The sequence below is a fragment of the Pseudomonas sp. NPDC079367 genome (assembly GCF_044542195.1).
GTDB lineage: Bacteria > Pseudomonadota > Gammaproteobacteria > Pseudomonadales > Pseudomonadaceae > Aquipseudomonas.
On sequence record NZ_JBITTW010000005.1, the window covers coordinates 39473 to 54612 of the forward strand.

Genomic DNA, 15140 nt, shown 5'->3' on the forward strand with positions numbered 1-15140 from the left:
GCAGTTCGCAAAACCCATCGACCTGCGGCACTACTTCTCTTTCTCATTTGACAATCATTATCATTCAACATAATTTGTCGCTCGATGTGTAGGACGGCGCCCTTCCCCAGGCCCTCCCACTAACCTACTGGCTGCAAGGTGATTTCCATGACGGAACGAGTATCCACAAGCAGGTGCGATTCACCGCTACTTCAGGCATTCGTCGACAATCGACTGATTCTGGTCAAGATTGCAGCCCGCATTACCGGCTGCCGCTCCCGTGCCGAAGATGTGGTTCAGGATGCGTTTTTCAGACTGCAATCGGCACCGCCGATCACGTCGTCGATCAAGGCTCAGCTGAGCTACCTGTTTCAGATCGTGCGCAACCTCGCCATCGATCACTACCGCAAGCAGGCGCTCGAACAGAAATACTCAGGCCCGGAAGAGGAAGGCTTGAACGTGGTGATTCAGGGCGCTTCGCCGGAAACTTCGCACATCAACTTCTCGACCCTGGAACACATCGCCGATGCGCTGACCGAGCTGCCCAGCCGCACCCGTTACGCCTTCGAGATGTACCGCTTGCACGGCGTGCCGCAAAAGGACATCGCCAAGGAACTGGGCGTATCGCCGACCCTCGTCAACTTCATGATTCGTGATGCGCTGGTGCACTGCCGCAAGGTCTCGGGCAGTCGGCGGGATGCGGTGATCGCGGGTCGTCGTTAGGATCCGGATTTCGCGTCAAGCCATTCGCGAGCAAGCCCGCACACATTGGTTCGGCGTAGACCGGTCATTGTGGGAGCGGGCTTGCTCGCGAAGGCGGACTTGAGACCGCAACGGATCCCAGCCTGTCAACTCAGGCCAGTTTGCACCGATCAAAAAACCGCTCCCGCCCCAGCATCATCAGCGCCGCGCGCTTGTGCGGGAAATCGAACTCCTTCTCGCAGTGAAAGCACTGGTTGTGCATATGCCCGATCATCTTCGCGTTGTCGGCACGTGGCTCAGCGACCACACGCTGGGTCCGTGGATCGTCGAGAAACAGGTAGTGCACCAGCGCCGATAACCAACTCGCCACCTTGTGCGGGCCGCGATGACTTTCCTCGCCGACCAGCATGTGAATGCCTCGGTCGTAATCGCCGGCATCGTAGAACGGCGCGATGCGATCTTCCTTGGCCCAGTAGGCTTCGAAATAGGCAAACGGCTGATCGTCAAAACAACCGATCAGGGTCAGCGTATGCGGATCGGCATCGAGTTTGTTGAGGTATTCGCGATGCTGCTCGAGGCTACCCTCCTCCTGCCAGAAGCTCGCCACGCGCGGGCTGTTCTGCCAGCGATTGAAGCGCGACAGGTCTTCCTCGATTTCCAGCGTGCGCAAGGAAATCCACGCGCCGAGCCGCGCATCGAAACGCCGATAGACTTCCCCGCGCGGCTTCACCGGCCGCAGCGGATGGCGCTTGCCCTGGCTGATGACCATTTGCTGTGGATAGCTGCCGGTCAGCGAAGAGCCAAGCCACGGTTGTGGCAGTTGCCAGAACAGCGTGCGCTCGCAGCGATACTCACCGGCAATGTCGGTGTTGATCAGCAAACCACTGAGCAACGCCTCGGTGGGGGGTTGATCGAGTTGCCAGGTCAGCTGCTGACACGCCGGGTCACGGGCAAACAACCAGTAACAGGCTGCCCACAAGGCGTGGCCGGGCGGCAGGGCAAACCGCTCATCAAGCTGAATCGGGCCTTTGCCGTCACGGTTCAGGCGCAGACGAATCAACGGCTGCCCGTCCAGACTCAGGCTCAAGCGGCTCTCGGTAGCATCAGCGATCAATCGACTGCCCGAGGGCAAAGCCAGGGCAGTCAGGTCATTCAGATTGGACATGGGTCGGGCTCACGTAATCGTCGACAGTTCAACGAAGTGACGTGAGCCGGGAGGAGAAATTTAAGCGCGGGACGAAAACAGCGCTTCAGTGATGAGGCACCGGCACTACGGCAATTTTGTATGGCTCGAAAATCTTCAGCAGTTCGCCATTGTCACGCAGACGTTGCAACAGATTGCCAAAAGCTTCGCCGGTGATCGGAGCGCTTGGGCGCAGAATCGCGTAGTGGTGATAGATCTGATCGGTACGCTGCGAGGCCAGAAGCGCATCGCGGATCTTTTCGTTGCGCAGCAGATAATCGAACAAATAGGAACGCGTCACCAGGGCGATGTCGGCGCGCCCGCGCAGCACCATCAGCAGGTTGCTGTCGTGGGAATAGGTCAGCGTGGCGTTGAAGTTGTGCGCGAGGTATTTCGGGTCGGCGTTGAAGTTGGCGAATTCGTAGTGATAACCGCTGAACAGCGCCAGACGTTTGCCCGAAAGACTGGAGAAATAGCTTTGCTGGCGGCCGTCTTCGCGTTGCGCGACGAAAATTTCGGCGTCTTCCAGGCCCATGTCGACATCCTGGTGAGGAATGTCCTTCCAGCCCCATTCAGGATTTTCGAAGATTGCCATGTCGATCCGGCCCTGCTTGAAATCCCCGAAGCGACGCGGGATCGACGTTGGCACCAGGACGAACTGATAGTCGCTCTGCGAGCGGTTCAGGGCCTCGATCAATTGCGGCAACAGGCCGGTGTCGGCGCCGTTTTCCGGGCGAATCGTATAGGGCGGGAAATGCGCGGCGCCGACCCGGACCCATTGCGCTGACTGAGCGGGCAATACCCATAACGCAGCCAGCGCAGCGAGCATCAGCCCGGCGGCTGTCCGAATTGGCGAAGACTTCAAAACACCCCACTCCCCGAAAAAAAAGCAATCATTGCATTCAAGCTAGGCGGTTTCGCCGACTTAGCCAGTTTCCTGGCCGGACAGACAGCCGTTCAACGCGCTTCAAGAACCAGAATCAGCGCTTCATCAGCGAGTTGCTCCAGGCTCAAACTGCCGCCAGCACGGAACCAAGTGGTAGTCCAGGACAGTGCGCCGGTCAGGAAACGTCGGGTAATAAAAACGTCGCCGCGAATGTAGCCGGCGTCCTTGGCCTCGCCCAGCACCTGCAGCCAGATGTCTTCATAAACGTCACGCAATGCGAGCACTTTGGCCTGGCCGTCTTCGGACAACGAGCGCCATTCGTAAACCAGCACTGCCATTGCCTCGCCGCTGCCGCCCATGATCGACTGCAACTCGCAGCGAATCAGCGCCAGAACCTTGTCGCGCACCTCGCTTGCCTCGGCCAGGGCCGCGCGCATCAATGCGGTGTTGTAGCGGATGGTTTCCTCCATCACCGCGCGGAGAATTTCATCCTTGCTTTTGAAGTGGTGGAAAATACTTCCCGACTGAATGCCCACAGCGCTGGCCAGATCGCGCACGGTAGTGCGCTCGTAGCCTTTGTTGCGAAACAGGTGAGCTGCCACTTGCAGCAGCTTGCCACGGGCGCTGTCCGGGTCGGTCAACTGGCCTTGCTCGACCAATTCGCGCATGACCCGCAGGGCTTTTTGCTCGTCCACCCGTTCTCTCCTACAGTCGATCAGTGTGTTGCCCCCTGTAACCGCAGGGTTGCGCGCAATTTAAGCCGCGCGCGGGCACCAAGCAAGCGCTTGGGCAGAAGAATGTTTCCCCTGTTTACAAACCAAGCGCTTGCTTGGTAGCCTCCAGACACTTCTGTCGCAGGTCCCTGAGTCGGAGATAAAAATGCCAACCACCGTGCGAATCGGCTGCGCCAGTGCCTTCTGGGGCGATACCTCTACCGCTGCCGCCCAACTGGTGAAGGGGGGAAACCTCGACTATCTGGTGTTCGATTACCTGGCCGAAATCACCATGTCGCTCATGGCCGGCGCACGTCTGAAAGACCCGCAGGCCGGGTTCGCCAGCGACTTTATCGAAGTGCTGGCGCCGCTCTTGCCCGATCTGGCCGAACAGAACATCCGCGTGATCAGCAATGCCGGCGGGGTCAATCCGCAGGCTTGCGCGGCGGCCCTGCAAGCAGCCTGCGACCAGGCCGGGGTCCAGCTGAAGATTGCCGTGTTGCTCGGCGATGACCTGCAAGGCCAACTCGAAAACCCCACCGATATACGCGAAATGTTCAGCGGCGCGCCGCTTCCGCGTATGTGTGTGTCAACCAACGCCTACCTCGGCGCGGCGGGGATTGTCGAAGCCTTGCGCCTGGGTGCCGACATTGTCATCACCGGTCGGGTGGTCGACAGCGCCGTGGTCAGTGCGGCGCTGGTTCACGAATTCGGCTGGTCGTGGCATGACTACGACAAACTCGCTCAGGCCGCGCTGGCCGGGCACATCATCGAGTGCGGTGCGCAGTGCACTGGCGGTAATTTCACCGACTGGCGCGAGGTGCCGGATTACGAGCACATCGGTTTTCCGATCGTCGAGGTCAGCGCCGATGGCCAGTTCCTCGTCAGCAAACCCGAATACTCCGGCGGCCTGGTCACCCCGCTGACCGTAGGCGAGCAGATGCTCTACGAAATCGGCGATCCGCAGGCCTATCTGTTACCCGACGTGATCTGCGATTTCACTCAGGTCAAACTTCAGCAACAAGGCAAAAACGTCGTGCAGGTGCACGGTGCCAAAGGCCTGCCGCCCAGCGACAAATACAAGGTCAGCGCCACCTACCCCGACGGTTTTCGCTGCACCGCCAGTTGCCTGATGGCCGGCATCGACGCGGTGGACAAGGCGCGGCGGGTCAGTCAGGCAATCATCGACAAGACCGCCGAAATGTTCAGCCTGCGCGGCTGGGCGCCCTACAGCGAAACCCACGTCGAATTGCTCGGCAGCGAAGCCACCTACGGCCCCCACGGCCAACGCCGCGACAGCCGTGAAGTGGTGATAAAAATCGCCGTGCGCCATCCTGACAAACGCGCGCTGGTGCTGTTTTCCAAAGAGATCGCACAGGCCGCGACCGGTATGGCGCCCGGTTTGACCGGCATCGTCGGCGGACGTCCAACCGTGTACCCGGTCATCCGCTTGTTCTCGTTCCTCGTCGATAAAAGCGCCTGCGCCCTGCAAGTCGACATCGCAGGCGAACGTCATCCGTGCGCCCTCCCCGACCCAGTGGCGCTCGACAGTGCAGATCTGCCGATCGCCCATCAACCGCCGAAACCTTCAGGCCACGCCGATGCCAGTGTGCCGTTGGTGAAACTGGCGGTGGCGCGCTCCGGCGACAAGGGCAACCACAGCAACATCGGCGTCATGCCGCGTCACCCCGACTACCTGCCGTGGATTGCCGAGGCGCTGACCACCTCGGTGGTGGTCGACTGGATGCGTCACGTCCTCGATCCGCTTCTCGGGCGTGTCGAACGCTGGTATTTGCCCGGCACCCACAGCCTCAATTTTCTCTTGGAAAACGCCCTCGGCGGTGGCGGCGTCGCCAGTCTGCGCATCGACCCGCAGGGCAAAGCCTTCGCCCAGCAACTATTGGAAATCCAGATCCCGGTGCCGCAGAGCATCGCCGAACAGCTCGACTAGAGGAAGGTGTGCATGGCTTACGCGTCGATTTTTCACGCCGATCTGTTCAGCGGCCAGAACCTGATTGTCACCGGTGGCGGCAGCGGCATCGGTCGCTGCACCGCCCATGAACTGGCGGCCCTTGGCGCCAATGTGCTGCTGGTCGGGCGCAAGCCGGAAAAGCTCGAAAAGGTCGCCACCGAGATCGCCGAGGACGGCGGCTGCGCGCACTGGAAGGCCTGCGATATCCGCGATGAAGAAGCGGTCAAGCAACTGGTCAAGGAGTTGATCGCCGAACACGGACCGATCCACGGTCTGGTCAACAATGCCGGCGGCCAATACCCGTCGCCCTTGGCCTCGATCAATCAGAAAGGTTTCGAAACCGTGCTGCGGACCAATCTGGTCGGTGGTTTCCTGATGGCTCGCGAAGTGTTCAACCAGTCGATGAGCAAACACGGCGGCAGCATCGTCAACATGCTCGCCGACATGTGGGGCGGCATGCCCGGCATGGGCCACTCGGGCGCGGCGCGTTCGGGCATGGACAACGTCACCAAGACTGCCGCGTTCGAGTGGGGGTACGCCGGGGTGCGGGTCAACGCCGTGGCGCCAGGCTGGATCGCCTCCAGCGGCATGGACACTTATGAAGGCGCGTTCAAAGCGGTGATTCCGACCTTGCGCGAGCATGTGCCGCTCAAGCGTATCGGCACCGAATCGGAAGTCAGTGCAGCGATCGTGTTTCTGCTCAGTCCGGCGGCGGCATTCATCAGCGGCACCACGGTAAAAATCGACGGCGCCGCCAGCCTTGGCAGTCGGGCCTGGCCGCTGCACAAGGCCAGCCATAGCGAATCGTTCAACGGCTTTCATCGGGCGTACTTGCCTGACGTACTCAAGGACAAGGAATAAGCCATGGCGCAGATTCAGTCGCAAGTCGATCCGCACAGTGAAGCGTTCGCGCACAACCGCGCCGCCATGCTCGCCGCCATCGAGCAGGTGCAACAGCTCGAACAGAACCTGCTGGACAAGGCCGCCGAAGCCAAAGACAAATTCAGCCAACGCGGGCAACTGTTGCCTCGCGAGCGCCTGAACCTGTTGCTCGATCCCGGCGCGCCGTTCCTCGAACTGGCCAGCCTCGCCGGCTATAAATTGCACGACGACAAGGACGGCAGCTCAGCCGGTGGCGGGCTGATTGCCGGGATCGGTTACGTTTGCGGCATCCGCGCGATGGTGGTCGCCAACAACAGCGCAATCAAGGGCGGCACGATCTCGCCGAGCGGCCTGAAAAAATCCCTGCGCCTGCAACAGATCGCTCGGGAAAACAAACTGCCGATGATCACCCTCGCCGAAAGCGGTGGCGCCAATCTCAACTACGCAGCGGAGATTTTTGTCGAAGGCGCGCGCAGTTTCGCCAATCAGGCGCGCATGTCGGCAATGGGTTTGCCGCAGATCACCGTGGTGCACGGCTCGGCCACGGCGGGCGGCGCCTATCAACCGGGGTTGTCGGATTACATGGTGGTTGTGCGCGGCAAGGCCAAGCTGTTTCTCGCCGGCCCGCCATTGCTCAAAGCGGCGACGGGCGAAGTCGCTACCGATGAAGAACTCGGCGGCGCCGAAATGCACGCGCAGGTTGCCGGCACCGCTGAATATCTGGCTGAAAACGACGCTGACGGCATACGCCAGGTGCGCGACATCATGCGCATGCTGCCATGGAACGAGCAGTTGCCATGGCTGCCGGAACCGCAATTCAAAGAACCGCTCTACCCCATCGATGAACTGCTGGGGCTGATTCCGCACGATGCGAAGAAGCCCTACGACGTGCGCGAAATCATCGCGCGGATTGCCGATGAGTCGGACTTTCTCGAATTCAAAGGCGAGTTCGATCAGCAAACCCTCTGCGGCCAATTGAAAATTCAGGGCCGCGCCTGCGGCTTCATCGGCAACAACGGCCCGATCACTCCTCAAGGTGCGAGCAAGGCGGCGCAGTTCATCCAGTTGTGCGACCAGAGCCAGACGCCGCTGCTGTTTTTTCATAACACCACGGGTTTCATGGTTGGCACCGAATCGGAACAACAAGGGGTGATCAAGCACGGCTCGAAACTGATTCAAGCGGTGGCCAACGCACGGGTGCCTAAACTGACCATCGTTGTCGGCGGTTCCTATGGCGCCGGCAACTACGCGATGTGCGGGCGCGGGCTTGATCCGCGCTTCATCTTCGCCTGGCCCAACAGCCGCACGGCGGTGATGGGCGGCGCACAGGCCGGCAAGGTCTTGCGCATCGTCACTGAAGCCAAACAGCTCAAGGACGGCCTGGTGCCGGACCCGAAAATGCTCGACATGCTTGAGCAGATGACCGCGCAGAAACTCGACAGCCAGTCCACCGCACTGTACGGCAGCGCCAGCCTTTGGGACGACGGCCTGATCGACCCGCGCGACACCCGCACCCTGCTCGGTTACTTGCTGGATATCTGCCACGAAGCCGACATGCGCACGCTGCAACCCAACAGCTTCGGCGTCAGCCGCTTCTGACCGCCACGGATCCTACGGAGAACAACAACAATGATCTTCACCCCGGAACACGAAGCCCTGCGCCGCACCGTCCGCCAATTCGTCACCCACGAGATCAATCCGCACGTCGAAGAATGGGAAAAGGCCGGGCGTTTTCCCATTCATGACATTTTCCGCAAGGCGGGCGAGCTGGGCCTGCTGGGCATTTCCAAACCGGAAAAATTCGGTGGCATGGGCCTCGATTACAGCTATTCGATCGTCGCCGCCGAAGAGTTCGGCACCATTCATTGCGGCGGGATTCCGATGTCGATCGGCGTGCAGACCGACATGTGCACTCCGGCGCTGGCGCGCTTCGGCTCCGATCAATTGCGCGAAGAGTTCCTGCGCCCGGCTATCTCTGGCGAACAGGTCGGCTGCATCGGCGTCTCCGAAGTCGGCGCCGGCTCCGATGTCGCCGGGCTGAAAACCACAGCGCGCAAGGACGGCGATGACTACGTGATCAACGGCAGCAAAATGTGGATCACCAACTCGCCGAGCGCCGATTTCATCTGCCTGCTGGCCAACACCTCGGACGACAAGCCGCACATCAACAAGTCGCTGATCATGGTGCCGATGAACACCCCGGGAATCAGCCTCAGCTCGCACCTGGACAAGCTCGGCATGCGCAGCTCGGAAACCGCGCAGGTGTTCTTTGATAACGTCCGGGTGCCGCAGCGCAATCGCATCGGTCATGAAGGCGCGGGGTTCATGATGCAGATGCTGCAATTCCAGGAGGAACGTCTGTTCGGCGCAGCGAACATGATCAAGGGTCTGGAATATTGCATCGACAGCACCATCGAGTATTGCAAGGAGCGCAAGACCTTCGGCAACGCGCTGATCGACAACCAGGTCATCCACTTTCGCCTCGCCGAATTGCAGACCGAAATCGAATGCCTGCGCGCGCTCGTCTATCAGGCCACCGAGCAGTACATCAAAGGTCAGGACGTCACGCGACTGGCGTCGATGGCCAAGCTCAAGGCCGGACGCCTCGGCCGTGAAGTCAGCGACAGCTGCCTGCAATATTGGGGCGGCATGGGCTTCATGTGGGACAACCCGGTGGCCCGCGCCTATCGCGATGTGCGCCTGGTATCGATTGGCGGCGGTGCCGACGAAATCATGCTGGGGATCATCTGCAAACTGATGGGCATCCTGCCGGGGAAAAAGAAATGAGCAGCCTGCCCGATTGCCAGACGCTGTTGCTGGAACTGCATGGCGGCGTGCTGCACATCACCCTCAACCGCCCCGACAGCCGCAACGCGATGAGCCTGCAAATGGTCGCCGAACTGCGCGCGGTGCTGACGGCGATTCGCGATGACCGCACTGTGCGGGCCTTGGTGCTCAGCGGTGCCGGCGGACATTTCTGCGCCGGTGGCGACATCAAGGACATGGCCAACGCCCGGGCTCAAGGCGCGGACGCGTATCACGAGTTGAACCGGGCGTTCGGCGCGTTGCTGGAGCAAGCCCAGCACACTGCGCAAGTGCTGATCTGCGTATTGCAGGGCGCCGTGCTCGGCGGCGGGTTCGGCCTGGCCTGCGTCAGCGATGTCGCCTTGGCCGATCACAAGGCGCAGTTCGGTTTGCCGGAAACCAGCCTCGGCCTTATCCCGGCGCAAATCGCACCGTTTGTGGTGCAACGGATCGGCCTGACCGAAACCCGCCGACTGGCCCTGACCGCCGCGCGTTTCGATGGCACTGAGGCGCAGCGATTGGGGCTGGTGCACTTCGTCGAACAGGATGCCCAGGCGCTGGCCGAACGGCTGGATGAGGTCTTGCAACAGGTGCTGCGCTGCGCACCCGAAGCGAATGCGATGACCAAAAAATTGTTGCTGGCGAGTGCCGGGCAGCCTTCGAATGAATTGCTTGATGAGGCGGCGCAGTGGTTCAGCGCGGCGGTGACTGGAAAGGAAGGGATTGAAGGCACCATGGCTTTTATGCAGAAACGCAAACCTCGGTGGGTCAGCTAAAAGCTTCGCGAGCAAGCCCGCTCCCACAGGTTGAAATGCATTCCAAATGTGGGAGCGGGCTTGCTCGCGAAGAGGCCATCAAATTCACCGCCCAAGACTCGGGAGCGCCCAAATGCCCGGTTGAAATGCATTCCAAATGTGGGAGCGGGCTTGCTCGCGAAGAGGCCATCACACACGCCACCAGACTTCAGGAAACCAACCATGCCCGCCATTCACAAAATCCTGATCGCCAACCGCGGTGAAATTGCATGCCGCATCCAGCGCACCGCTCAGGCGCTGGGCTATCGCACCGTCGCAGTATTCAGCGATGCCGACGCCGATGCGCTGCACGTGCAACTCGCCGATCAGGCCGTGCACATCGGCCCGGCGCCGGTGCAGCAGTCTTACTTGAATATCGCAGCGATCCTCGACGCCGCCCGCCGCAGCGGTGCCGACGCCATTCACCCCGGCTACGGCTTCCTCTCGGAAAACGCCGATTTCGCCCGTGCCTGCGCCGAAGCCGGGCTGATCTTCATCGGCCCCAGCGTCGAAGCGATCGAAATGATGGGCAGCAAACGCCTGTCGAAAATCGCCATGCTCGACGCCGGCGTGCCCTGCGTTGCCGGTTACCAGGGCGCAGCGCAGGACGACGCGACCCTGTTGGCCGAGGCCGAGCGCATCGGTTATCCATTGATGATCAAGGCCAGCGCCGGTGGTGGCGGACGTGGCATGCGTCTGGTCCACGACGCCAGTGATCTGCCCGCGCAACTGCGCACCGCCCGGTCCGAAGCATTGAACGGTTTTGGCAGTGACGAGTTGATTCTCGAGCAAGCGTTGGTCGAGCCACGCCATGTCGAAGTACAGCTGTTCGGCGACCAGCAGGGCAATCTGGTCTACCTCGGCGAACGCGATTGCTCGATCCAGCGCCGCCATCAGAAAGTCATCGAAGAAGCACCCTGCCCGGTGATGACCGCCGAGCTGCGCCAGGCCATGGGCGAAGCGGCGCTCAAGGCCGGGCGCGCGGTGGATTATGTCGGCGCCGGCACCGTGGAATTTCTGCTCGACGCGCGCGGGCAGTTCTACTTTCTTGAGATGAACACCCGTCTGCAGGTCGAACACCCGGTGACGGAAATGATCACCGGCCTGGACCTGGTTGCATGGCAGCTGCTGGTTGCCGAAGGCCAGCCGCTACCGCTGACGCAGGAGCAGATCCGCCTTGACGGTCACGCCATGGAAGTGCGCCTCTACGCTGAAGATCCCGCTGCGGGCTTTCTTCCGCAGACCGGCCCAATTGCGGCATGGCAACCTGCGCTGGGGCACGGTGCGCGAATCGATCACGGGCTGCTTGAAGGTCAGTCGGTCAGCCCGTTCTACGACCCGATGCTGGGCAAACTGATCGCTCACGGCGCCACCCGCGAAGAGGCGCGGCGCAAGTTATTGCGCGCGGTGCAGGACACCGTGCTGCTGGGTGTGCAGTGCAATCAACGCTTGCTCGAAGGCCTGCTGCAACATCCGCAGTTCATCAGTGGCGATTTCAGCACCGCTTTCATCCAGCAATATTTTTCCAGCCACGCCTGTCTTAACACGTATGTGCCGACGACCGAGCAACTGGCGATTGCCGTGGTGTTGTTCTATCAGGCCAGCGCCCTGCACCACCGACCGCCGCTGAACGGCTGGCGCAACAACGCCAGCGCGCCGTTGCACTATCGACTCGGCAATGACGAGCAGGACTGGACGCTGTCGGTGCTGGCGCACAGATCGGGCAACATTGTGGTGCAGTCGGGTGAGCGCACATTGACGGTGAGCATCATTGAGCACACTGCACAGTCGGTGACTCTGGAAATCGACGGTCTGCGCCAGCGCCATGCCTACCATCTACGCGATGGGCAGCTGTGGCTGTTCACCCATCCTGGCAGCCTGCGCCTGGATGATCGAACTCATGCGCAGATCGGTAGTCAGACCAGCGTCGCCTCCGGCACCCTGAAAGCACCGATGGACGGTGCGATTGTCGAGGTGCTGGTCAGCGAAGGCAGTACCGTCAGCAAGGGTCAGTTACTGGTGGTGCTGGAGGCAATGAAAATGGAGCACCCGCTCAAAGCCGGCATCGATGGCGTGCTCAAACGGGTGCAAGTGAAGGTCGGCGATCAGGTAAAAAATCGTCAGGTTCTGTTGCAGGTCGAGTAGTCGCCCGGACACAAACGCGGGGTTTGACTACGCTCTGATAAATCAGAACGCGAAAATCAGGAACCCTGCGATGCCCCACTGGCTGGTCATAGATCTGGAAGCCACCACAGACGAGGGTGGCTGGCCGGTCACCGAAATGGAAATTATCGAGATCGGGGCGACGCTGGTCGATCGCGCCGGGCGCGAGCAGGATCACTTCCAGCGCTTCGTAAAACCGACCCGCCGTCCCTTGCTCACGCCGTTCTGTAGGCAACTGACGCACATCACCCAGGCCAATATCGATTCGGCGCAACCGCTGAGCGAAGTCTGGCCGGCCTTCGAGCGCTGGCTGGCGCAGCATCAGACACGTCTTGAGGGCTGGGCCAGCTGGGGCGGTTACGATCGCCAGCAATTGCTGCAGGAATGGCAGCGCCTGAACATCGACAGTGGCCTGAGCAAAGTCCCGCACATGAACCTCAAACAGCGCTTCGCCAAGGCCCGGCGCCTGGAGCGACCGTTGGGGCTCAACGGCGCGTTGCAACTGGCGGGCATGCAGTTTTTCGGGCAGCAACATCGAGCGCTGGAAGATGCGCGCAATACCGCACGGTTGTTGCCATTGGTCCTGCCGCTATAGGCGCGTGACGACACGAAAAGCCTTGTGCATACTGGCCGCCCCCTTTTAAGCCCTTTTCGAGGAATCCGCCCATGTTTAAAGTCAACGAGTACTTCGACGGCACCGTGAAGTCGATCGCCTTCGGCACCGCTGAAGGTCCGGCGACCATTGGCGTCATGGCCCCGGGCGAATACGAATTCGGCACCAGCCAGCGCGAGATCATGCACGTGGTGTCCGGCGCGCTGAGCGTCAAACTGCCAGACAGCAGCGACTGGGAAACCTTCGCCGCCGGCAGCCAGTTCAACGTGCCGGCCAATAGCAAGTTCCAACTGAAAGTCGCCGTCGATACTGCGTATCTGTGCGAATACCGCGGCTGATCCCGCCGCTTTCCAAGCGCAAAAAAATGCCCGTGTCCAAAAGACACGGGCATTTTTCATTTCAGCGACAACCTATTCGAGGATTTCCACCGGCATGCCGACTTCCAGGCGACCGTTACCGTCATTGACCAGATTCTGCCCGAACATCGCGCCATCGGCGGTAGAGCGGTGTTTCTGCAAGGTCGCGAACGGTTCACGGTCAGCACTGCGCTCACCGGTTTGCGGGTCGACGGTCGTCATGATGCAACGCGCGCACGGCTTGACCACGCGAAACTCGATGTCGCCGATGCGAATACGTTTCCAGTTGTCCTCGGCGTAAGGCGCGCTGCCTTCGATAACCAGATTCGGGCGGAAGCGCAGCATCTCGAGCGCACGCCCAACTGTCTGCGAGAGGGCCAGCCGCGAGGCTTCGCCGATCAGCAACAGCGGATAACCGTCCGCGAAGGCCACTTGATCATCGTCCTTGCCGAAACCCGACTGCGTGGTGCGTGCCCGATCCAGTGGCATTTGCACCAGGCGTGTCGGCTTGCCGAGGAAGTCGCTGACAAAACGCGCCGCTTCAGCACCGGCGTCCGGCACCCGAAGCGTGTCACGCCAAATGGTTACGCCGCGCAGCTCTGCGTCCGCAGCCGGTAGCGCGACCTCGATGGACCCGTGCTCGGGAGCGCTCAGGCTCAGACCGCCGCTGGCGTTCCACAACGCCGACAACTGACTCATCTTCGCTTCGGCACGCTGGGTCAGAAAGCGCCCGCTGGCCTCGTCCACCAACATCCAGCGTCGGTCGCCCGCCAGCCCCAGCTTGTCCAGCTCGATGCTTTGCAGCATTTCGCCCTTGCCGGATTTCAGCGGGTAACGGTAAAGCGCGCTCAGACGCAGCATGGCCAGCTTCCTTGATGAAAAAACGCCACCCTATACGAGCGGCGGCGTGGAATCAAAGTGTGGACAGAAACCAGTCTGTCAGGCCGGCACGGCGTCGAGCATCAGCCGCTGGCGCACCACATCGACCAGCTTGTCCGGCTGGAACTTGGAGAGGAAGTTGTCGCAACCGACCTTTTTCACCATCGAGTCGTTGAAACTCCCCGATAACGACGTGTGCAATACAACGTACAGGCCACGCAGGCGTGGGTCGTTGCGGATTTCCGTGGTCAGGCGATAACCGTCCATTTCCGGCATTTCCGCATCGGTGAAGATCATCAGCAATTTGTCAGTCATGTTGACGCCGGTTTCGGCCCAGGCCTTGAGCATGTTCAAGGCTTTCAGACCGTCGCTGGCAATATGCATTTTCACCCCGAGCTGGCCGAGGGTATCGCGAAGTTGCGACAGCGCCACGTTGGAGTCATCCACCAGCAACACTTCGCGGCCACGCGCGCGTTCGAGTACCGGATCGTCGAGCTTCTCGCGCGAGACCTTGGCGTTGTAGGGGACGATTTCGGCAAGGACTTTTTCAACGTCGATGATCTCGACCAACTGATCGTCGACCTTGCTGATCGCGGTCAGATAATGCTGACGGCCGGCACTGGTCGGCGGCGGCAGAATGGCTTCCCAGTTCATGTTGACGATGCGGTCGACCCCGCCGACGAGAAAGGCCTGCACCGAACGGTTGTATTCGGTGACGATGATCGTGCTGTTCGGGCCCGGCACCAGTGGGCGCATGCCGATCGCCTGGGACAGGTCGATCACCGGCAATGTCTGGCCGCGCAGATTGACCACACCGCAGACAAATGGATGACGCTGCGGCATCAGGGTCAACTTCGGCAGTTGCAGCACTTCCTGAACCTTGAACACGTTGATCGCGAACAACTGGCGTCCGGCCAAACGGAACATGAGGATTTCCAGGCGATTCTCACCCACCAGTTGCGTGCGTTGGTCTACCGTGTCGAGAATGCCGGCCATCAATGACTCCTGGGCTTGTTCTGATGAATTCACTATGGGGGTTTATCGGCTGCATTCAGCTAATCTTGATTGCTGTAAAGCGCGCCGCTAAAAATGCCATAAACGACCATTGATGTCACACTGACATCATGCTTTACTGGCATTCCTGATTTCATCTGCTAGATTCATTGCGGCACGACCTCGATTTGCCAGTTAGGTTCCTTCGCCTAAGGGATTC

General features: G+C 60.7%; 13 protein-coding genes and 2 pseudogenes. 10 read left to right on the forward strand and 5 right to left on the reverse strand.

From position 1 onward, the window contains the following. The first annotated feature begins 147 nt into the window (after window positions 1–147). Window positions 148–702: an RNA polymerase factor sigma-70 gene (locus ACIGDJ_RS08420; RefSeq protein WP_101155603.1), complete on the forward strand. Its 555-nt coding sequence runs from the start codon at window positions 148–150 to the stop codon at window positions 700–702. 130 nt (window positions 703–832) lie between these two features. Here ACIGDJ_RS08420 and ACIGDJ_RS08425 read toward each other — a convergent pair whose 3' ends face one another. The 3 genes from ACIGDJ_RS08425 to ACIGDJ_RS08435 all read right to left on the reverse strand — a co-directional run bounded on the left by ACIGDJ_RS08425 (window position 833) and on the right by ACIGDJ_RS08435 (window position 3445). Continuing rightward, complete coding sequence (locus ACIGDJ_RS08425; protein WP_101155601.1) at window positions 833–1846, reverse strand: GNAT family N-acetyltransferase; 1014 nt, start codon at window positions 1844–1846, stop codon at window positions 833–835. Window positions 1847–1931: 85 nt separating this feature from the next. After that, entirely contained in the window at window positions 1932–2729 is a 798-nt protein-coding gene (locus ACIGDJ_RS08430) for a substrate-binding periplasmic protein (protein ID WP_397479278.1), read from the reverse strand. Window positions 2730–2821: 92 nt separating this feature from the next. Beyond that, entirely contained in the window at window positions 2822–3445 is a 624-nt protein-coding gene (locus tag ACIGDJ_RS08435; protein ID WP_101155597.1) for a TetR/AcrR family transcriptional regulator, read from the reverse strand. Between the two features lie 184 nt (window positions 3446–3629). Between ACIGDJ_RS08435 and ACIGDJ_RS08440 the strand changes: the two genes are divergently transcribed. The 9 genes and pseudogenes from ACIGDJ_RS08440 to ACIGDJ_RS08480 all read left to right on the forward strand — a co-directional run bounded on the left by ACIGDJ_RS08440 (window position 3630) and on the right by ACIGDJ_RS08480 (window position 13030). Then, complete coding sequence (locus ACIGDJ_RS08440; RefSeq protein ID WP_397479279.1) at window positions 3630–5414, forward strand: acyclic terpene utilization AtuA family protein; 1785 nt, start codon at window positions 3630–3632, stop codon at window positions 5412–5414. A 12-nt stretch (window positions 5415–5426) separates the two neighbouring features. Next, the gene (locus ACIGDJ_RS08445) at window positions 5427–6296 is read left to right on the forward strand and encodes an SDR family oxidoreductase (RefSeq protein WP_397479280.1); all 870 of its coding nucleotides are present in this window, start codon (window positions 5427–5429) and stop codon (window positions 6294–6296) included. A gap of 3 nt (window positions 6297–6299) precedes the next feature. After that, complete coding sequence (locus ACIGDJ_RS08450) at window positions 6300–7916, forward strand: acyl-CoA carboxylase subunit beta (protein ID WP_101155591.1); 1617 nt, start codon at window positions 6300–6302, stop codon at window positions 7914–7916. Between the two features lie 30 nt (window positions 7917–7946). After that, on the forward strand, window positions 7947–9104 hold the full coding sequence (atuD, locus tag ACIGDJ_RS08455) for a citronellyl-CoA dehydrogenase (RefSeq protein ID WP_101155589.1): 1158 nt from the start codon (window positions 7947–7949) through the stop codon (window positions 9102–9104). Then, window positions 9101–9898 carry an enoyl-CoA hydratase/isomerase family protein gene (locus tag ACIGDJ_RS08460; protein WP_101155586.1) on the forward strand — a complete coding sequence of 266 codons (798 nt, stop codon included), beginning with the start codon at window positions 9101–9103 and terminating at the stop codon, window positions 9896–9898. The genes atuD and ACIGDJ_RS08460 overlap by 4 nt, the downstream gene beginning before the upstream one ends. Window positions 9899–10099: 201 nt before the next feature. Then, window positions 10100–11603: pseudogene (locus ACIGDJ_RS08465) on the forward strand (acetyl/propionyl/methylcrotonyl-CoA carboxylase subunit alpha); the annotation flags it as partial. A 107-nt stretch (window positions 11604–11710) separates the two neighbouring features. Beyond that, window positions 11711–12061, forward strand: a pseudogene (locus ACIGDJ_RS08470) (acetyl-CoA carboxylase biotin carboxyl carrier protein subunit); the annotation flags it as partial. Between the two features lie 70 nt (window positions 12062–12131). Beyond that, window positions 12132–12674: an exonuclease domain-containing protein gene (locus ACIGDJ_RS08475; RefSeq protein WP_101155582.1), complete on the forward strand. Its 543-nt coding sequence runs from the start codon at window positions 12132–12134 to the stop codon at window positions 12672–12674. A 71-nt stretch (window positions 12675–12745) separates the two neighbouring features. Beyond that, the gene (locus ACIGDJ_RS08480; RefSeq protein WP_039759849.1) at window positions 12746–13030 is read left to right on the forward strand and encodes a pyrimidine/purine nucleoside phosphorylase; all 285 of its coding nucleotides are present in this window, start codon (window positions 12746–12748) and stop codon (window positions 13028–13030) included. A 72-nt stretch (window positions 13031–13102) separates the two neighbouring features. On the opposite strand, the gene ACIGDJ_RS08485 is transcribed toward ACIGDJ_RS08480, so the two are convergent. Both ACIGDJ_RS08485 and ACIGDJ_RS08490 read right to left on the reverse strand, forming a co-directional pair. Beyond that, a complete protein-coding gene (locus tag ACIGDJ_RS08485; RefSeq protein ID WP_101155580.1) occupies window positions 13103–13909 on the reverse strand; it encodes an MOSC domain-containing protein in 807 nt (268 codons plus the stop codon). A 78-nt stretch (window positions 13910–13987) separates the two neighbouring features. Beyond that, complete coding sequence (locus ACIGDJ_RS08490; protein ID WP_101155578.1) at window positions 13988–14923, reverse strand: chemotaxis protein CheV; 936 nt, start codon at window positions 14921–14923, stop codon at window positions 13988–13990. Window positions 14924–15140 lie beyond the last annotated feature (217 nt).